This is a genomic window from Phytomonospora endophytica, assembly GCF_014202425.1.
Classification (GTDB): domain Bacteria; phylum Actinomycetota; class Actinomycetes; order Mycobacteriales; family Micromonosporaceae; genus Phytomonospora; species Phytomonospora endophytica.
Genome location: NZ_JACHGT010000003.1, coordinates 566,157 through 584,601 on the forward strand (window position 1 = coordinate 566,157; position 18,445 = coordinate 584,601).

Here is an 18,445-nt window from a genome sequence, read left to right on the forward strand (position 1 = left end):
CGGCCGCCAGGCTCGGCATAGGCCGGCCCCTCAGGAGGATCCATGTCCCGCCCGCACGCCGAGGCGATGTACGCCCGCGACCTGACCTGCCGCGAGCTCGGCATCGCCCTCGACGAGGTCGGTCCCGGCCGGGCGCGGATGAGCATGGTCCTCACCGGGTCGATGGTCAACGGCCACGGCATCCCGCACGGCGGTTACGTCTTCCTGCTCGCCGACGCGGCCTTCGCCTACGCGTGCAACTCGCACGGCCCGGTGACCGTCGCGCAGCACGCGAGCGTCACCTTCGTGCGCGCCGCCGCCGTCGGGGACACGCTCGTCGCCGAGGCCGTCGAACGGGTCCGCGAAGGCCGCAACGGCGTCTACGACGTCACCGTGACCGGCCCGGAGGGGCGCGTCGTCGCCGAGTTCCGCGGCCACAGCGTCTCCCTGGCCGGGAACCCTTTCCCGGCGCGGCCGTGAACGCCGTCGCGACGCACTGCCCGTACTGCGCCCTGCAGTGCGCGATGGGTCTGGTTCCCGACGGGCGCGGCCTGAAGGTCGTGGCCCGCGACTTCCCCGTCAACGAGGGCTCCCTGTGCCGCAAAGGCTGGTCGGCGACGGCCCTGCTCGACCATCCCGAGCGGCTCCGGACCCCGCTGGTGCGTGAGAAGGGACGCCTCCGTGAGGCGTCCTGGGAGGAGGCCCTCGACCGTGTGGTCCATGGGATTCGCGCGATCGGGGAGCGGCACGGCGCCGACGCCGTCGCGGTCTTCGGCGGGGGCGGGCTCACCAATGAGAAGGCCTACCAGCTCGGGAAGTTCGCGCGGGTCGCGCTCGGTACCGCCCAGATCGACTACAACGGGCGCTTCTGCATGTCCTCGGCGGCGGCCGCGGGAATGCGGGCCTTCGGCCTCGACCGCGGACTGCCCTTCCCCGTCACCGACCTCGCCGGGGCCGACGCGGTCATGCTCGTCGGCGTCAACATCGCCGAGACGATGCCACCGCTGGTGCGGCACCTGCGCGGGGTCCGCGACCGCGGCGGCCTCATCGTCGTCGACCCCCGCCGCTCCCCCACCGCCGAACTGGCCGCCCTGCACCTGCGTCCCCGCCCCGGCACGGATCTGGCGCTGTCGCTCGGAATGCTCCACGCGGCCGTCTCCAGTGGACTCACCGACGACGACCACATCACCTCGCGGACCACTGGTTTCGCCGAGGCGTGGCGAATCGCGTCCCGGTGGTGGCCCGAGCGGACCGAACCGGTCACGGGGGTCGCCGCCGCCGACCTGACCACCGCCGTGGCCACGCTGGCCTCGGCCCGCAACGCCTACATCCTCACCGGCCGCGGCACCGAACAGCACTCCTCGGGCGCCGACCAGGTCTCCGGCTGGATCAACCTGGCCCTCGCGCTGGGCCTGCCCGGACGGCCCGGGTCCGGCTACGGCTGCGTCACCGGACAGGGCAACGGCCAGGGCGGACGCGAACACGGCCAGAAGGCCGACCAGCTGCCCGGCTACCGGAGCATCACCGACGCCGACGCCCGCGCGCACGTCGCCGGAGTCTGGGGCGTCGACCCGGACGTGCTTCCCGGTCCCGGCCGCTCGGCCTTCGAGCTGCTCGACGCCCTGGGCACGCCCGGCGGTCCGCGCGGCCTGCTCGTCTTCGGCAGTAACCCGGTCGTGTCGGCGCCCGATTCCGCCCGGGTCGCCCGGCGCCTGGCCGCCCTCGACCTCCTCGTCGTCGCCGACCTCGTGCTCTCCGAGACGGCGGCGCTCGCCGACGTCGTGCTCCCGGTCCCCCAGTGGGCCGAGGAGGACGGCACGATGACGAATCTGGAGGGCCGGGTCCTGTTGCGCCGCAAGGCGACCGAGCCGCCACCGGGCGTCCGCGACGAACTGCGGATCCTCGCCGATCTCGCCGTGCGGCTCGGCCAGCCGCCCGAACGTTTCCCCGTCGACGCGGAGGCGGTGTTCGACGAACTGCGCAGGGCCTCGGCGGGAGGTCCCGCCGACTACGCGGGCATCGGCTACGACCGTCTCCGCGCGGGCGAGGCCCTGCACTGGCCGTGTCCCGCTCCCGGTCATCCCGGCACGCCGCGACCATTCACCGAGCGTTTCGCCCATCCCGACGGCCGCGCGCGCTTCCGCGCCGTCGACCATCGCGGCCCGGCCGAGACGACCGACGCCGACCGTCCACTGTGGCTGACCACGGGCCGGATCCTCGCCCAGTACCAGTCCGGCGCGCAGACCCGCCGAATCGCCGAACTCGACGCCGAACCCTTCGTCGAGGTCCACCCCGACACCGCCGCCCACGCCGGACTCGCCGACGGCGACGTCGCACGCGTGGTGTCACGCCGGGGCACGATCGTCGCGCGCGTGCGCCTCGCCCCCGGAATCCGCCCCGACACCGTCTTCACGCCCTTCCACTTCCCCGGCGCGGCCAGGGCCAACCTGGCCACCAACCCCGCTCTCGACCCGCTCAGCCGCATGCCGGAGTTCAAGGCCTGCGCGGTCCGGCTGGAGCCGGCGTGAAGGTCGTGATCGCCGGATACGGCATGGCCGGGGCTCGACTCGCGGAGCTCCTGGCCGCGCGCGACGCGGGCGTCGAGGTCACCGTGATCGGCGCCGAAGCGCGGCCCGCCGCCAACCGGGTCCTGTTGTCGCGCCTGCTCACCGGTGAACTCACCGAGACCGATCTGTCGCTGCACGAGCCCGGATGGGCGCCGCGCAGCGGCGTGGACCTGCGCACCGGCACCTCGGTGTCCCATGTGGACAGAGACGGTCGGCACGTCCTGCTGTCCGACGGAACGCACGTCCCCTATGACGCGCTCGTCCTGGCCACCGGCAGCCGCCCGGTGCTGCCGCCGATCGAGGGTCTGGCCCCCGACGCTCCCGGCGTCACCGTTCTGCGCACCGTCGACGACTTCCTCGGTGCCGCGGCGGTCCTGGACGCCGAAGCCCGCGCGGTGGTCCTCGGCGGCGGCGTGCTGGGGCTGGAGACCGCGTTCGCGCTGTCGCGGCGCGCCACGTCGGTGACGGTCGTCCAGCCGTCCGGGCGGCTCATGGACCGGCAACTCGACGCCGGTGCCGCGGCGATCCTCAACGGGTTGTGCCGCCGCCATGGTCTATGCACCGTGCTCGGACGCGGTGCCGTGCGGCTGTATCCGGGTGAAGGTGTGAAACTCGACGACGGCTCCTTCCTCCCCGCCGAACTGACGGTGGTGGCTGCCGGGGTCAGGCCCGACACCCGCCTGGCCGAGTGCGCCGGACTCGCCGTCGACGGCGGCGTCCTGGTCGACGATCGCCTCCGCACCACCGATCCCGCGATCCACGCGATCGGCGACTGCGCCCGCGCCACGGTGCCCCCGCAAGGCCTCGTCGCCCCGGCGTGGCGCCAGGCCGAAGTCCTCGCCGACGTGCTCACCGGCGGCGACGCGCGCTACCACCACTCCCCCGCCCCCACCCGCCTGCGGGCCGGGAACATCGACCTGACCGTCGTCGGCGACGGCCGCGCCGAGACCGGCGAGGTGCTGCGCTTCGAGGACCCGGCGGGCGGCCGCTACGCCCGCCTCGCCGTCGACGGCGACCGCCTGTCCGGGGCGATCCTCCTCGGCCTCGACGACGCCGCCGCCCGGATCACACAGCTCCACGACGGCCGGGAGCCCCTGCCCGCCGACCGGATCGCGCTCATGTTCGGCCGCTCACTTCCGGCGGGCCCGGCGGGCGCCGACGCACTGGTGTGCCGCTGCAACGGCGTCACCGAGAAGTCCCTGGTGGACGCCTGGCGCGCGGGAGCCGCCGACGCCGCCGCCCTGACCGCCGCGACTCGCGCGGGCACCGGATGCGGCGACTGCGCCGGTCGCGTCGCCGCGCTCACCGCCACCTTGAACAGAGGAGACACCCCTTGACATCGCACCGAACCATCGACCGCTGGGACCCCGAGGACGAGGCCTTCTGGAGATCGACCGGACGCCGCGTCGCCGGCCGGAACCTGATCCACTCGATCTTCGTGGAGCATCTCGGCTTCACCGTGTGGCTGCTGTGGAGCATGGTCGTGCTCTACCTGCCCGCCGCCGGTTTCGAGCTGAGCGTCGACCAGCTGTTCTGGCTGGTGGCCGTGCCGAACCTGTGCGGGGCCGCCATGCGCCTGCCGTACACCTTCGCCGTCGCGATCTTCGGCGGCCGGAACTGGACGGTGGTCAGCGCGCTGCTGCTCCTGATCCCCACCGGCCTGCTCGCCTGGTCGGTGTCCGACCCGTCGACGCCCTACTGGGTCCTGCTGACGGCCGCCGCGACCGCCGGTCTCGGCGGCGGCAACTTCGCCTCGTCGATGGCCAACATCTCCTACTTCTATCCCGAACGCAGCAAGGGCATCGCACTGGGCGTCAACGCCGCAGGCGGCAACCTCGGCGTCGCCGTCGTGCAGTTGCTGGTGCCGGTCGCGGTGACCATCGGCGCCGGGACGGTCGCGGCCAATGCCGGGCTGATCTGGATGCCGCTGATCCTGCTGTCGGCGGTCCTGGCCTTCTTCTTCATGGACAACCTGACGGTCGTCAAGGCCGACTTCGCCTCGCAGGGCCGCGCCTTCACACGCGCCCACACCTGGGTGATGTCCTTTCTGTACATCGGCACCTTCGGGTCCTTCATCGGCTTCTCGGCGGCCTTCCCGCTGGTCATCAACCGGACCTTCCCGGAGTCGAAGGCCTCCTACTTCGCCTTCCTCGGCGCCCTCGTGGGCTCGCTCGCGCGTCCCGCCGGCGGATGGCTCGCCGACCGCCTCGGCGGCGCCCGGGTCACCGGCTGCTCCTTCGGGGTGATGGCGCTCGGTGTCGGCGGGGCCGTCGTCGGTCTCGACCGGCACCTGTTCTGGCTCTTCCTGGGCTCGTTCCTGCTGTTGTTCGTGGCCAGCGGCGCCGGGAACGGCTCGACCTACCGAATGATCCCGGCCATCTTCGCCACCAGGGCGAGGCGGGAGCTGTCGGAGGGCGCCGACGCCGCCGCCGCGCTGACCAGGGCCAAACGGGAGTCCGCCGCGGCGATCGGGATCGCGTCCTCGATCGGCGCCTTCGGCGGCTTCCTGATCCCGAGAGGGTTCGCGATGTCCCTGAGCGGCACCGGATCCATCGCGACGGCGATGTACGTGTTCCTCGGCGCCTATGCCGTCTTCGCGGTGGCGAACTGGTGGTTCTACCTGCGCCGGCGGGTGCTCGCCGCGGTCGTACCGAGCCTGGCCGCGAGCCGGGTCTGAGAGCGGTAAGGGCGGCGCCGGTGCGTCGGCGCCGCCCGCGGTGTATCCAATGTGGATTCCGCCCCAGGTGCTTCGCGAGCCTACTCCCGCACGCCCCCGTGGTTCGCGCGCCACCACCGGCGTCCCGACTCGGGGAGCGCGCGGATCGGATCGTGGTAGGCGAAACCGCCGTCGGGGTCCTCGCCGGTCACCCGGTAGTCCTTGGCCCACAGCGACGTGCCACGTTCACGGTCGTAGGAGACCGCTTGATGGACCCAGCGTTTGCCGACGAAGGGGACGTCGCACACGATCCGCGGTGTGGCGTAGCCCGGCAGGTAGCCCATGATCGACTCCTGCAGTGCCCGCGCTTCGGCGAGGGATGTGCGCCAGTGTTCGGCGTTGGGGATCATGTCGCACATGTAGAAGTAGTACGGCAGGATGTTGGCCTCGCCCTGGAGGGCGAAGCAGAGGTCGAGCAGGGCGGCGGGGGTGTCGTTGACGCCGCGCATGAGGACGCCCTGGTTGCGGACGTCGCGGACGCCCGCGTCGAGCAGGGCGCGCGCGGCCTCGGCGACCAGTGGTGTCACCGAGTTCGTGTGGTTGGCGTGGGTGTGGACGGCGAGGTTCACCGCGCGGGAGGCCGCCGTGTCGGCCACCCGCTCCATCCCGGCGAGCACCTCGGGCTGGAGCCAGTGCTGCGGGATGCCGATCAGGGCCTTCGTGGCCAGCCTGATGTCACGGATCGAGGGCAGTTCGAGCAGGCGGGCGAGGAAGGACTCCAGTCGCGGCCATGGCACGTTGGCGACGTCGCCGCCGGAGACCACGACGTCGCGGACGCCCGGTGTCCGCTTGAGGTAGTCGAGGATCTGCTCCTGGCGGTCGGCGGGCCGCAGGACTAGCCGGTTCTTGGCGACCTGGGGCGTGGAGTTGCCGACGAGGTCCATGCGGGTGCAGTGCCCGCAGTACTGCGGGCAGGTGGAGACCAGTTCGGCGAGGACCTTCGTCGGGTAGCGGTGGGTGAGGCCTTCGGTCACCCACATGTCGGCCTCGTGCAGCGAATCCCGCTCGGCGAGGGGATGCGAGGGCCATTCGGGGTCTCGGTCGGAGGCGACGGGGAGCATGTAGCTGCGGACCGGGTCGGCGTAGAGGGCGTCGGTGTCCGGTTCGCCGCCGGGCGCCATGGTGTTGAGCATCTGCGGTGGCAGGAGCATCGACATCGTGGCGAATCGCGCGGTGTCCTCGGCGAGGTCGGTGTAGAAGCGGTCGCCGATCAGGGCGCCGTAGACCTCGCGCAACTCCCGGACGTTCTTCACGCAGTGGGCGCGCTGCCAGCGGGCGTCGCGCCATTCGGCCGCGGTGACGTGCCGCCAGCCCGGCAGCCGCCGCCAGTCCGGTTCGGTCAACGGGGTACGGACGTATCGGTAGGGCTGCCGGGCGGCGTCGTGTGTCATCGGGCGGCGGCTCCATCACCGGCGAGGATGCCCGCGAGCCGCGTCCGCAGTTCGCGTTTGAGAACCTTGCCGGTCGGTCCGAGCGGGAAGTCGCCGGGTTCGACGGCGACGCGCACGGCGGCCAGCGTCGCCAGTCCCGCGTCGGCGAGGGCCTTGCTGGCCCGCTCGGCGAGGGCGTCGCCGGTCGTGGCGGCGCCGTCCTGGAGGCGGACCACGGCGATCGGGGACTGCCCGATCCCGTCGGCGGCGGGGACGCCGACGACGGAGCAGTCGGCGACGAGGTCGGCGCAGTCGGCGATGAGGACTTCTTCCAGGGGCAGGCTGTAGACCGGTCCGGCGGCGGTGTCGATGACGTCGACGGTGCGGTCGAGGTGGTAGAAGCGGCCTTCGGCGTCGCGGCGGGCGACGTCTCCGGTGAGCCAGTACCCGTTGAGCTCGAAGGACTCCGTCAGGCGCGGGTTGTTCCAGTAGCCCGGGGTGCGCGACGGGCTCTGGATGGCGAGCATGCCGACGGTTCCGTCGGGTACCTCCGCGCCGTCGTCGTCGAGGACCGCGGCGGCGCGGACGACTTCGGTGGGCTTGCCGACGCAGCGGTCGTCGCGCACGGACTCGGGCGTGGTGACCTGACCGAACAGGGCCATGCCCATTTCGGAGGAGCCGAGGCCGTCGATGAACTGCGAACCGGGCAGGGCCAGCTCCGCGGCGGCCTCGCTGGGCAGCAGCCAGGGTTTGATCAGCCCGGCGGGCCGCTCGCCGAGGGTGACCAGGCGGCGGATGTGGCCGTAGTGGGCGGAGTCGCCGGTGTTGAACCAGGAGTGGATCTTCGCGGCGCCCTTGACGGGGAGCTCACCGGTGGCGAGTTCCACGAAGGTGCGGGGGAAGGAGGCGATCATGGTCGGCTGGAAGGCCTCCATGACCGGTTCGACGACGTCGCGGCGCCAGTCGCCCATGATGACCTGGGGCAGGCCGAGCAGGGTCGCGGTGAGGAAGTAGCTCAGGCCGCCGGCGTGTGTGTGCGGCATGAGGGACATGAGCCGGTCGGTGGGTTCGGCGGGGAAGCGGATCATGCGCGGCTGCTTGCCGTCCCAGAACTGGTGGTGGCCGAGCATGGTCGACTTCGGGGTCCCGGTGGTGCCCGAGGAGTGGATGAGCGCGACGATGTCGTCGGCGTCGTGCCGGTAGGGGTAGACCTCCGGGAGGGTCGCCGACTCGGCGTCGAAGGCCTGGACCTCGGCGGCCAGGGCGAGGAAGCGCGGGCGGTTGCGCGGGTCGGCGCGGTAGGCCGAGGCGAGGCGGGTGGTGTCGTCGGCGACGACGCCGACCACGCCGACGTGGTCGAGGTAGCGGACCATCACGTCGGGCCGCATGGCGTCGTTGATCATCGCGGGGATCGCGCCGAGCGCCGAGAGCGCCAGGAAGTGGATCAGCGGTTCGAGTCCTTCGGCGACGACGACGCCGACCGGTTCGCCGGGCTTGACGCCGAAAGTGTGGTACCAGCGGGCGTAGCGGTCGCGGAGGGCGGCGAGGTCGAGGAGGCTGTGGGCGCGCAGGACGACCTGGCCGCGGTGGTCGAGGTGGTGGGTGTGGACGAAGGGTACGGCGCGGTTCGGGTTGGCCGCGATCGCGTGGTCGAGGAAGTTCCCGGCGCCGAGGCCGGGTTCGTCCATCAGGCGGCGGCGGGCGGCTATGGGCGCGATCGAGGTGGTGTCGCTCATGACGTGGTCCTCTGCTTGTCGGTGAGTATGTCGGCGGCCGCGCGGTGCCCGGAGCGGATGGCGCCTTCCATGAGGCCGAAGAATTCAAGGCTGGTCTCGGTGCCGGCCCAGTACACCCGGTGGTGCGGGGTGGTCAGGGCGGGTCCGAGGCGGGTCCAGTCGCCGGGTCCGAACAGGGCGGCGTAGCAGCCGCGGCTGTAGGTCTCGCCGAGCCAGTCGGTGACGTGGAACCCGTCGGGTTCGGGCAGGAAGGGGAACAGCCGCATGGCCTGCGCGATGGCGGTGGCCCGCTGCTCCCGCGGCGAGAGCGCGGCGTATCGGTGTGCCTCGGCGCCGGTGACGAAGCCGGTGAGGACGCCGGGGCCGCCGTCGGGTGAGTCGTCCACGGTGGACAGCAGCGGCCCGTGCGCGTTGACCGACCAGCCCGACAGGCCGTGGTCACGCCACAGTGGGGCGGGGTAGATCAGGTGTGCCTTGACCGCGCAGCCCGGTGCGGTCCGCGTGGTCGAGCGCGGGACGGCGAGGGCCGGGCGGATGTCGATGGCGTCGGCGAGTACCGGCGGGATCGCGACGATGACGGAGTCGGCGTGGAAGGTCTCGGTGTCGGTGGTGATGGTGACGCCGTCGGGGCCGGAGTCGATGGCGCGCGCGGGCCGCCGGAGCCGGATGTCGAGTCCGGCGGCGAGACGTGCGCAGATCTGTTGTGCCCCGCCGTCGACGCGGTCTTGCTGGGCGCCGCCCTCGAAGGCGTTGAGGTAGCGGATCCCGCCACCGGATCGCAGGTAGAAGGCCATGTGCAGGACCGAGACGGCGGCCGGGTCGGCGGCCATCATCTCGCCGAGGAACAGTGGGAAGAACAGTTTCGCGTCGGGGTGGGGTGAGAGACCCTCCAGCCAGTCGGCGGCCGTCGTCGTGTCGAGTGTGGCGGCGTCGGGGGTGAGCCAGGGCGCGTCGGTCCGCACGGTCTCGGTGACCTCGGCGAGGCGGTCGAAGAGTTCGCCGAGGGCGACGGCGTTGAGCGGTGGGAAACGCCCGTGCCGGGTCTCGCTGCCGTGGCCGAGTTCGAAGCGGCTGTCGCCGACCATGCCGGTGGGCGTCGCCTTGAGGTCGAGCGCGGCCATGAGCGCGGTCAGTTCGGTGTGCCGGTCGCCGAGGTAGGCGGCGCCGGCGTCGGCCCAGGCTCCGGGCGCGACCTCGATGCCGTGCGTGCGTCCCCCGACGCGGTCGCGGGCTTCGAGGACGGTGACCTCGGCGCCGGCCTCGGTGAGGCGGGCGGCGGCGCTGAGTCCGGCGAGGCCGGCGCCGATGACGACGACCCTCATTCCCCGGCGCCGATCCGCTTGGCCAGCGCGCCGGGCGTCGGTGAGAGCAGGAAGTCGTCGAAGGTCAGTTCGACGCCGCTTCCGCGCGCCACCCCGCTCAGCACGCGGGTCGCGAGCAGTGAGTCGCCGCCCAGCTCGAAGAAGTCGGAGTCGGCGTTGATCTCCTCGATCTCCAGCACCCGGCGGAATATCGCGATCACCCCGTCGACGTTCATCGTCTCGCCTCCCTCTCATAGCGCCGGTGCGTGGCCGCCCGGTCGACTTTTCCGCTCGCGGTGTGCGCGAGCTCTTCGACCACCGTCAGCCGCCCGGGCACCAGGTGGCCGGGGACGGTGGCGTGCAGGTGGGCCCGGATCGCGGCGGGCAGCCCGTCGCGGGCGGCCCGGGCCGCGGGGACCACGTAGGCGGCCAGCACGGTCCGGCCGGCCGCGGTGGCGCCGGTGACGGCGACCGCCGCGACGTCGGGGTGGGCGCCGATGTGGGCCTCGACTTCGGCCGGGTCGACGCGGATCCCGCGGATCTTCAGCTCGGCGTCGAGCCGTCCGAGGTGCCGGAGCTGCCCGTCGGGGCGACGCTCGACGCGGTCGCCGGTGCGGAAGAAGCGCCCGGCGGGCAACGTGGTGAAGCGCTCGGTAGTCGCCTCGGGCAGTCCCGGGTAGCCCAGCGCGAGTGCCGGGCCGCCGATGAGGAGTTCGCCTTCGGCGGTGACGTGTTCGACGACGTGCGGCAGGGCGCGGCCGATCGGGACGGGTCCGCCGGTCTCGGTGGTGAGTTCGGCGGCGTGGGTGATGAGGGTGGTCTCGGTGCAGCCGTATGTGTTGAGGAGCCGTACACCGCCGGTGGGGAGGGCGTGCCAGTCGGTGAGCCGAGCCGGGTTCGCGGCCTCGCCGCCGATGATCAGGAGCCGCAGGGAGGGTGGCAGGGGATCTTCGGTGTGGGCCGGGTGGTCGGCGAGGTGGTGGACGAGTTCGTGCCAGTAGGCGGTGGGCAGGTCGGCGACGGTGATGCCGCGCGCGGCGATCATGCGCAGGAGGCGGGGGAAGGAGCCGGTGTGGGCTTCGTCGTCGAAGACGAGTGTCGCGCCCGCGGTGAGGGTCGGCAGGATCTCCTCGAAGCAGGTGTCCCAGCTCAGCGAGGCGAACTGGAGGACCCGGTCGGCGGGCGTGATCGCGAAGAGGTCGCGCAGGGAGGCCGTGGTCGCCGCGATGGCCATTCGGGGGGTGAGCACGGGTTTCGGGGCGCCGGTGGAGCCGGAGGTGAAGAGCACGTAGGCGGGGTCGTCGGGTCCGGTGGCGGCCGGTGTGACCGGTGCCGTGGGGGTGTCGGTGACGTCGATGGCGCGTGGCCCGTCGGGCGCCCGCTGTCCCTGGGCGGTGAGCAGGATCGTGCGGCATCCGGCGGCGGCCAGCATCGCCGCCTGGCGTTCGGGTGGGTAGGCCGGATCGATCGGGCAGTACGCGCCACCGGCGGTGAGGATCCCGAAGAGAGCGGCGACCGTCGCCGGGGTGCGCGAGGTGAGCACGGCGACCGTGCCCGGGTCGGGCCCGAGCGTCGCGGCGATGGCGTCGATCCGCTCGGCCAGTTCGGCGTGGCCGATGGGGTGCCCGTTATGGATGATCGCGGTGCCGCCGGTGTGCCGGTGCCCGGCGAGTGCCTCGACCAGGTCGCCGGTGTCCACTGTGGTCGTTACGGTCACGGCTTCAGTCCTCCTCGCGGGCGAGCCAGGACGCGGTCATCGCGCGTACCCGTCCGCCTTCGGGGTCGGTGTACTTGATCGCGGTGTACTCGCGGGCCCAGTCGCTGGTCAGGACCCGGAAGGGCGGTTCGGGGTCGGTGAGGGCGGTCACGATGTGTTCGGCGATCTCCCTTCCGGTCTGGGCACCGGGGTGGGCGCCGCGCGCGACCCAGTCGAGGTAGGGCTCCAAGACCCTGCGGTAGGGCCCGGCCTCGGTGAGCAGGGATTCGCGGGTGAGGCCGGAGTTGGCGCCGAAGGCGGTCTCGAACACGGGCCCGGGCTCGACCATGACCACGCGGACGCCCATGCCGGCCGCGGTGGGCGCGAGGCTCTCCATGAAGCCCTCGACGGCGAACTTCGCCGCCGAGTAGCCCTCGTTGAAGGGTTGTCCGATCAGGCCGCGGGTGCTGCCGACCGTCACGATCCGCCCGCCCGCCGCGCGCAGGTGGGGCAGGCCGGCGCGGGTGACGGCGACGACGCCGAGGAAGTTGACCTCGATGACCTCGCGGTAGGTCGCCAGGTCGCAGGTCTCGATCGTGGCGAAGGTGTTGGCGCGGCCGGCGTTGTTGACCAGCGCGTCGAGGCGCCCGTAGGAGTCGGCGACGGCGGTGACGCACGCGGCGACGGATTCGGGGTCGGTGACGTCGAGGCGGCGGACGTCGACGGTGACCCCGGCTTCGGCGGCGGCTTTCAGCAGCGCGTCGGAGCGGGTGGTGTCGCGCATGGTGGCCACGACGGTGTAGCCGGCCTGTGCCGCCTGGACGGCGGCCGCGAGGCCGATTCCCGAGGAGGTTCCGGTGATGAGGACTACCCGGCCGGTGTTCACGTGGCGCTCACCTTCTCCTCGCCGTCGGCGGCGAGTGCCTCGGCGGCGGCCTTCTCCCGGTCGAGGCGGCGCTGACTCCCGGCGATGGGGATCCAGGCGAGGAAGGTGCCGATGAGGGTGGCGCCGACCATCGTGTACTTGGCGGCGTCGAGGATCCCGAGCGGGCCGTCGAGCTGTTCGACGACGATCCCGCCGAACAGGGCCGCGAGGGGGATGATGCCCCAGGTGACGGTGCGGAAGGCGGCGTGGGAGACGGCCTGGTCCTCGGCGGGGACGCGGGCCTGGCGGATCGCGGCGGTGCTGATGTTGTACCAGACCATCGTCATCCCGTAGCAGGTCAGCGTCGCGCCGAGCACGATCGCGGCGGGCAGCGCCGGTGCGAGCAGGACGCCGAGGCCGACGAAGGAGTGCAGGAAGATCGCCCAGGGCATGACCCGGGCGGCGCCGAACCAGCGGCTGACGCGCTGTGCGAGCAGTGCCCCGCCGACGGCGCCGAGGGCGGCCACGGACATCACGGTGCCGAAGACGCCGACCGAGAGGTTGAGGCCGCGGTAGGCGAGGATCGGCATGACGACGACGAAGATCGGGCCGCCGATGTTGGACAGCAGGGTGGCCAGCATCGTGCCGCGCAGGACGCGGTCGTTCCAGTTGAGGAGGAAGCCGCGCTTGAGGCGTGTCCGCATCGACTGGGAGCGGCCGGCGCCACCGCCGTAGGGGCGCATCGCGCGGATCCCGGCGGCCGACAGCAGGTAGGTGACGGCGTCGACGAGCAGCGAGGCGACGCCCATGAGCTGGTAGAGACCGGAGGCGATGGCCGGGCCGACGACCTCGGAGGTCGTTCGGCTGGTCTCCATGTTGGAGTAGGCCTTCACGCGGCCCTCGCCGGTGGTGATCGCCGAGATCGTCGCGGTGTAGCCGATGTTGAAGAAGACCGAGGCCGCGCTGACCACGGCGACGCTCCCCCACACCAGCGGCACGCTGAGGACGTCCAGCCAGTAGGCCACCGGGAGCATCAAGATCACCGCGAAGCGGATGACGTCGCACCAGATCAGCGTCGAGCGGAGATTCCAGCGGTCGACGAGGACCCCGGCGACGAGGCTGAGCAGCGGGATCGCGACCCACTGCGCCATGCCGACCAGGCCGACCTGGAAGGCGGAGGCGTCGAGGAAGAGGATCATGACCGTCGGGACGACGAACATGTTGACCTTGTCGCCGACGTAGCTGACGGTCTGGCCTGCCCACAGGAGGTTGAAGTCGCGGCCGAGCCGGATCTTCGCGGCGCTCACGACTCGTCCTTGAGGCGGATCAGGTTGGCGCTCTTGCCGGTGCGCTCGTTGGTGATCGCCGCGTCGATGAGCCGGACCTCGAAGGACGAGGGGTCGTTCTGGAACAGCACGCCGGGTCCGAAGCCGCCGCTGAGGATGTGCGCGCGGAGCCGCTCGGCGAGGTCGGAGGCGGCGTCGCGGGCGGGCACCACCAGGATCTCCAGGTGGTCGAGCCTGGTCTCGAAAGTGGTCATGCGAAGCTGGATCCGCGACACGCCCGGCTGGACCGACAGGTCGCCGATGGTGGCGTCGACGTCGAGTCCGAAGCCGCGGAACAACACGATCCCGTCACGGCGGCCGAGGAGCCGCAGGGCCGGGCCGGGCTCGCCGCAGCGGCACACGACCCACTCCCCCGCGTCGCCGGTCTGGTAGCGCAGCACCGGGTTGAGGCCGTGCGGTTTGAGCGAGGTGAAGTCGATGAGCTGGTCGGGTCCGATGTGGACGAGCTGCGAGGGCAGCGGGTGCCAGGTGTCGTCGGGGCAGTCGGGAGTGTTGGTCGCGATCACCCAGGTCTCGGTGCTGCCGTAGAGGCCCCAGCGCCGCGCGTTGGGTGCGACGGCCGGGATGTCCTCATCGAGCTGGGGGTGCCAACCCTCGCCGAGCCACAGCACGGTCCGCAGGTCGGGGAGTTTCACGCCCGTCTCCCGCGCGTGCCCGAAGAGCTGGCGCAGCGTGCTCGGGGCGCCCCCGAAGGACGTGACCCGCCGCTTGGCGAAGAAGTCCAGCCACGCGTCGTACTCCGCGCGGCCGACCGCGCCCAGGCCGATCCCGGTGCAGCCGGTCAGGTCGGCGTAGGCGCTGACCAGGTAGTGGCCGCCCCACATCCGCCCGGCGCTCCAGCCGTTGACGAACAGGTCGTCGGGACCGATGGGCTTCCACTGGTCGTGGACCTCGGACATGTACAGGCCGCTGGGCGCGAAGCCCAGTTGAGGGGAGCCCGTCGTGCCGCCGCTCTGGAACATCCAGGTCGCGCCCTCGTGGGCCCTGGGCTGGAGGTGGTCGAGGGCGATGTTGAGGTCTTCTTTGAACATCACCGGGACGTGCACGAGGTCTTCGAGGCTGTCGAGGGCCACGAGGTCGCTGTAGCGGTCGGCGAGCGCGGGGACCGTGCGCAGCCCGCCGAGCATCGCGCGGGCGGTGTCGCGTCCGCCGGGGTAGGTGGAGTGGAAGCCCGACATCACGCGCCGCCCTTCGCGGCGAACAGGCGTGCGTGGCCGGAGCGGTACGCCTCGAAGCGAGCGATGATCAGCTCACGCTGGATCCGGACGGCCTCGGGATCGGTCGGATCGGGGCACAGGATGCTGCCGTCGAGCTCGATCTCGGAGAAGTAGAAGCGCTCGCCGTCGTGCAGGAAGTCGACGCAGGCGAAGGGGACGGTGAGCTTGTCGCCGAAGTAGGCGACGGCCTCGGCGAGCTCGTCGGGCACGTCCACCCAGCGGACCTTCGCGCCGGTGCTGAACTGCGGGTAGAGGGCGCCGTCGCCGGGCGCGCGGAGCATGGCCCCGCGCGGCTCGCCGTCGATCATGAAGACGCGGTAGTCGGCGGTGCCGTTGCCCAGGTAGGGCTGGAAGACCATCGTGGTGTCGCCGCCGTGGGCGAGGCTGAGCAGGCCCCGCACGTCGTGGGAGTCGCGGGCCAGGTTGATCCCACGCGAGGAGCACCACCCGGCCGGTTTCGCGAAGGCCGGGTAGGGCAGGCCGGCGATGGCCGGTTCGTAGTCGTCGTAGACGAGGTCGCGGCCCGAGCCGATCCGGATCGTCGGCACCGACGGCACCGGGCAGTCGGCGAAGCGGAACATCGTGGCGAGCTTGTCGTTGAACAGCACGGCCATGTCCGCCGGGTGCGGAAGGTAGAAGCCCGCCTCGTGGAGCACCTGGTACAGCGTCAGCTGGTTGAAGGTGTCGGCCGACTGGTAGGGCAGCGTGTACGGGGACGTGATGAACAGCGTCTCCTCGCGGGTGACGATCTCCCGGTCGATGTACACCTTGGGGCGCTTGGGGTCCATGGCGTCGATCACCACGGCCTCGGGGGCGACGCGCTCGAAGGTCAGGCCGATCTCCTTGGCGAGCTCGGCGTAGGTCTCCCAGAAGGCCGCGCTCCACTTGACTCTCGTGCGCGTCGACTCGCGATCTGGGAACAGCCAGATCATCCGCCGCAGGGTGCTCGTCAGCTCAGTCATCGCTCACCGATCCGGGTCGAGGGGAACCGCCGTGTCAGGCGGGGTGGAGACCGGGCGAGTCTGGCAACGACGCCTGCAGATCCGCTGCGGATCCGTTGCGCGCCGGGCCCGGCCGATTCGTGGCGGATCTGTAGCGGCGACGGCGATCCTGGCCCGGTCGCGCATCTTCAGACCCGTGGAGGATTCCCATGAGCTCGCCAAGGCACGTCGTGATCGTCGACGTGTACGCGCCCAACCGGCGCCTCGCCCCGGAGTTCGCCAAGGCCGGATACGAGGTCGTGCGGGTCCAGTCCACCCCCGAACCACCGCGGGTCTACCGGACCGGATTCGACCTGTCGCCCTATGCCGCCAACATCGTCCACAGTGGAGACGTCGCCGCCACGGTCGACGCGCTGCGGGCCTACGCCCCCGAGGCGGTCGTCGCCGGCGGCGAGATGGGCGTCGAACTCGCCGACACCCTCAGCGAGGCCATGGGCCTGCTCACCAACGGCACGGCCTTGAGCCCGGCACGGCGCGACAAGTACGTGCAGATGGAGACCGTCCGGGCCGCCGGTCTGCGCGCGACGCGCCAGCTCCTGATCACCGACGCCGAGGAACTCGCCGAGTGGCATCGCGGGCTCGGCGGCCGGATCGTGGTCAAGCCCGTGCGCAGCGCCGCCGGGGACGGCGTCACGTTCTGCGACACCCCCGGGGAGTCGGTCGCCGCCTACCGGCGGATCCTCGGTGCCGAGAACGTCTTCTCCACCCGCAACGAGGGCGCGATCGCCCAGGAGTACCTGATCGGCGGCGAGTACGTCGTGGACACCGTCGGGCTCGACGGGCAGCACCACGTCACCGACCTGTGGAAGTACGAGAAGCTCAGCGCCAACGGCATCCCCGACCTCAGCTGCGGGATCCGCCTGCTGCCCCGGCGTGGACCGGTGCAGGAGCAGATCGTGCCCTACGCCCTCGACGTCCTCGACGCGCTCGGAATCCGGCACGGAGCGGCGCACATGGAGCTCAAACTGACCCCGGACGGCCCGTGCCTGGTCGAGGTCGGGGCCCGCACGGCCGGTTTCGACACGCCCTTCTACGCCACCGAGTGCATCGGGGAGGCGCAGATGGAGTGGGTCGTCGACGCCTACGTACGGCCCGAGCGTTTCGCCGCGCGCTGGAAGGACGACTACGAGCTGAAGCGGCACTTCATCTCGGCGCTCGCGGTGTCCACGGTGGACGCCGAACTGCGCTCCTACCCGCTGCTGGACCGGGTCGAGGCGCTGGAGAGCCTCTACGACGTGCGCCCGCTGGTGAAGCCGGGCGACCGGCTCACACCGACCGTGGACGACCTGTCCACGCCCTTCATCGCCAACTTCTGCCACCCGGTCGAGGAGATCGTCGACCGCGACTTCGGGACCTTCCGTCACCTCGACGGCGCGGGCTTCTACGACGTGGCGGAGTCGTGATGACCGAGCGGCCGCACGTCGTGGTGATCCACCGCTGGGCGGCGCGCTACGCCGAGTACGAGCGCTACCTGGACCACCGTACGCACGCCGTCACCTATGTGACGACCGAGGTGGGCGCGGTCGCGGTCCCGCCCGACGCGGCCGAGGTCGTCCTCGTCGCCGCCACCGACGACCTGCCGGGGGTCGCCGATCGCGTCAAGCAGCTCGCCGAGGACCACGGGCCGCCGGCCGCGATCGTCGCGCTGAAGGAGGACGACCTGCTCGTCGCCGCGCGGCTGCGCGCCGAGTGGGGCTGCCCCGGTCCTTCGGCACAGGCGCTGCTGCCCTTCCGGGACAAGCTGGTCATGGCCCAGGCCGTCGCCGCCGCCGGGATCGCCTCGCCCGCGTTCGCGACGGTGTCCTCGCCCGGGGAGGTCGCGGCCTTCGCCGGGCGGCACGGCCGGCCGGTCGTGCTCAAGCCGCGGATCGGCAGCGCCAGCGAGGGAGTCTCCCTGGTGGACACCGCCGACGCGCTGTCCATGCTGGACTTCGAGGACGAGCCGCTGCTCGCCCAGTCCTTCGACGCCCGGCAGATCTTCCACGTCGACGGGCTCTTCGACGGGGTCGCGCTCGGTCCTTGGCGCGCGTCGCGCTATCTCAACACCTGCCTGGGTTTCCGCACCGGCGACGTCCTCGGCTCGGTCGAGGAGGACGACGAGGCGCTCCTCGACGCGATCGGCGCCTTCGCCACCAGGGTCCTGTCGGCACTGTCGGAGGGCCCGACGCCCTTCCACCTGGAGCTGTTCGTCGACGAGGACAGCGGCGACTGCGCCTTCCTCGAAGTGGGCGCCCGCGTCGGCGGCGCTGAGATCCCCTTCCTGTGGCGCGAGGTGCACGGCTATGACCTCATGGAGGCGGCATTCCGCCTGTCGATGGGCCTCGATCCCCTGCCCTGGCGGGACTTCCGTGCCGGAGAGACCGCGGGGTGGCTGCTCGTCCCCGCGCCCGCGGCCCGCCCCTGCCGCATCACGGAGGCGACGCCGATGACCGGCCGCGTCCCCGGTCCCTACGCCGAGGCGCTGCTGCGGCCGGGGGAGATCCTGCCCGCCGCCGACGCCTACTACGAGCACGTCGGCGGGCGCTTCCGTTTCCGTGGCAGGGGATCGGGCGAGGTGACCGCGGCGATCGAGGCGACCGCGCGGGACTTCCGGGTGAGCGCCGAACCGCGCTGAGGCCGCTGCCCGTTCGGCCCTGGCATCGCCGCCTGGG

At 72.0% G+C, this 18,445-nt stretch carries 15 protein-coding genes; 6 read left to right on the forward strand and 9 right to left on the reverse strand.

Annotated features, from left to right (window positions below):
* Positions 1–42: 42 nt before the first annotated feature.
* The 4 genes from paaI to HNR73_RS08955 are packed head-to-tail and all read left to right on the forward strand — an operon-like array spanning position 43 to position 5,223.
* Positions 43–459 (forward strand): hydroxyphenylacetyl-CoA thioesterase PaaI, encoded by a 417-nt coding sequence (gene paaI, locus HNR73_RS08940; RefSeq protein WP_184786823.1) that lies wholly within the window; start codon positions 43–45, stop codon positions 457–459.
* Positions 456–2,507 (forward strand): molybdopterin oxidoreductase family protein, encoded by a 2,052-nt coding sequence (locus HNR73_RS08945; RefSeq protein WP_184786824.1) that lies wholly within the window; start codon positions 456–458, stop codon positions 2,505–2,507. Before paaI ends, HNR73_RS08945 begins: the two co-directional genes overlap by 4 nt.
* Positions 2,504–3,883, forward strand: coding sequence for an NAD(P)/FAD-dependent oxidoreductase (locus HNR73_RS08950; RefSeq protein ID WP_221330782.1), 1,380 nt, complete (start codon positions 2,504–2,506; stop codon positions 3,881–3,883). The genes HNR73_RS08945 and HNR73_RS08950 overlap by 4 nt, the downstream gene beginning before the upstream one ends.
* A complete protein-coding gene (locus HNR73_RS08955; protein WP_239121955.1) occupies positions 3,880–5,223 on the forward strand; it encodes an MFS transporter in 1,344 nt (447 codons plus the stop codon). Before HNR73_RS08950 ends, HNR73_RS08955 begins: the two co-directional genes overlap by 4 nt.
* An 80-nt stretch (positions 5,224–5,303) precedes the next feature.
* On the opposite strand, the gene HNR73_RS08960 is transcribed toward HNR73_RS08955, so the two are convergent.
* From HNR73_RS08960 to HNR73_RS08995, 9 genes are read right to left on the reverse strand one after another with little or no spacing between them, the layout of a single operon-like run.
* On the reverse strand, positions 5,304–6,653 hold the full coding sequence (locus tag HNR73_RS08960; RefSeq protein WP_184786826.1) for a KamA family radical SAM protein: 1,350 nt from the start codon (positions 6,651–6,653) through the stop codon (positions 5,304–5,306).
* Entirely contained in the window at positions 6,650–8,368 is a 1,719-nt protein-coding gene (locus HNR73_RS08965; protein WP_184786827.1) for a class I adenylate-forming enzyme family protein, read from the reverse strand. Before HNR73_RS08965 ends, HNR73_RS08960 begins: the two co-directional genes overlap by 4 nt.
* A complete protein-coding gene (locus HNR73_RS08970) occupies positions 8,365–9,690 on the reverse strand; it encodes a flavin monoamine oxidase family protein (protein ID WP_203685789.1) in 1,326 nt (441 codons plus the stop codon). Before HNR73_RS08970 ends, HNR73_RS08965 begins: the two co-directional genes overlap by 4 nt.
* The gene (locus tag HNR73_RS38995) at positions 9,687–9,905 is read right to left on the reverse strand and encodes a phosphopantetheine-binding protein (RefSeq protein ID WP_203685787.1); all 219 of its coding nucleotides are present in this window, start codon (positions 9,903–9,905) and stop codon (positions 9,687–9,689) included. The genes HNR73_RS08970 and HNR73_RS38995 overlap by 4 nt, the downstream gene beginning before the upstream one ends.
* On the reverse strand, positions 9,902–11,386 hold the full coding sequence (locus HNR73_RS08975) for an amino acid adenylation domain-containing protein (RefSeq protein WP_184786829.1): 1,485 nt from the start codon (positions 11,384–11,386) through the stop codon (positions 9,902–9,904). Before HNR73_RS08975 ends, HNR73_RS38995 begins: the two co-directional genes overlap by 4 nt.
* Positions 11,387–11,390: 4 nt before the next feature.
* Positions 11,391–12,251: an SDR family NAD(P)-dependent oxidoreductase gene (locus tag HNR73_RS08980; protein ID WP_184786830.1), complete on the reverse strand. Its 861-nt coding sequence runs from the start codon at positions 12,249–12,251 to the stop codon at positions 11,391–11,393.
* Positions 12,248–13,537 (reverse strand): MFS transporter, encoded by a 1,290-nt coding sequence (locus HNR73_RS08985; protein WP_184786831.1) that lies wholly within the window; start codon positions 13,535–13,537, stop codon positions 12,248–12,250. Before HNR73_RS08985 ends, HNR73_RS08980 begins: the two co-directional genes overlap by 4 nt.
* Positions 13,534–14,754, reverse strand: a complete 1,221-nt coding sequence (locus HNR73_RS08990; protein WP_184786832.1) for an AMP-binding protein — start codon at positions 14,752–14,754, stop codon at positions 13,534–13,536. Before HNR73_RS08990 ends, HNR73_RS08985 begins: the two co-directional genes overlap by 4 nt.
* Positions 14,754–15,755 (reverse strand): ATP-grasp domain-containing protein, encoded by a 1,002-nt coding sequence (locus HNR73_RS08995; RefSeq protein ID WP_184786833.1) that lies wholly within the window; start codon positions 15,753–15,755, stop codon positions 14,754–14,756. Before HNR73_RS08995 ends, HNR73_RS08990 begins: the two co-directional genes overlap by 1 nt.
* Before the next feature lie 188 nt (positions 15,756–15,943).
* Between HNR73_RS08995 and HNR73_RS09000 the strand changes: the two genes are divergently transcribed.
* Positions 15,944–17,197, forward strand: coding sequence for an ATP-grasp domain-containing protein (locus HNR73_RS09000; RefSeq protein WP_184786834.1), 1,254 nt, complete (start codon positions 15,944–15,946; stop codon positions 17,195–17,197).
* Positions 17,197–18,408: an ATP-grasp domain-containing protein gene (locus HNR73_RS09005; protein ID WP_184786835.1), complete on the forward strand. Its 1,212-nt coding sequence runs from the start codon at positions 17,197–17,199 to the stop codon at positions 18,406–18,408. The genes HNR73_RS09000 and HNR73_RS09005 overlap by 1 nt, the downstream gene beginning before the upstream one ends.
* The last annotated feature ends 37 nt before the right edge of the window (positions 18,409–18,445 follow it).

Coding starts and splice junctions, on each gene's coding strand:
- paaI (WP_184786823.1), top strand. CDS start 43: ATGTCCCGCCCGCACGCCGAGGCGATGTACGCCCGCGACCTGACCTGC.
- HNR73_RS08960 (WP_184786826.1), bottom strand. CDS start 6,653: ATGACACACGACGCCGCCCGGCAGCCCTACCGATACGTCCGTACCCCG.
- HNR73_RS08965 (WP_184786827.1), bottom strand. CDS start 8,368: ATGAGCGACACCACCTCGATCGCGCCCATAGCCGCCCGCCGCCGCCTG.
- HNR73_RS08970 (WP_203685789.1), bottom strand. CDS start 9,690: ATGAGGGTCGTCGTCATCGGCGCCGGCCTCGCCGGACTCAGCGCCGCC.
- HNR73_RS38995 (WP_203685787.1), bottom strand. CDS start 9,905: ATGAACGTCGACGGGGTGATCGCGATATTCCGCCGGGTGCTGGAGATC.
- HNR73_RS08990 (WP_184786832.1), bottom strand. CDS start 14,754: ATGTCGGGCTTCCACTCCACCTACCCCGGCGGACGCGACACCGCCCGC.
- HNR73_RS08995 (WP_184786833.1), bottom strand. CDS start 15,755: ATGACTGAGCTGACGAGCACCCTGCGGCGGATGATCTGGCTGTTCCCA.
- HNR73_RS09000 (WP_184786834.1), top strand. CDS start 15,944: ATGAGCTCGCCAAGGCACGTCGTGATCGTCGACGTGTACGCGCCCAAC.
- HNR73_RS09005 (WP_184786835.1), top strand. CDS start 17,197: ATGACCGAGCGGCCGCACGTCGTGGTGATCCACCGCTGGGCGGCGCGC.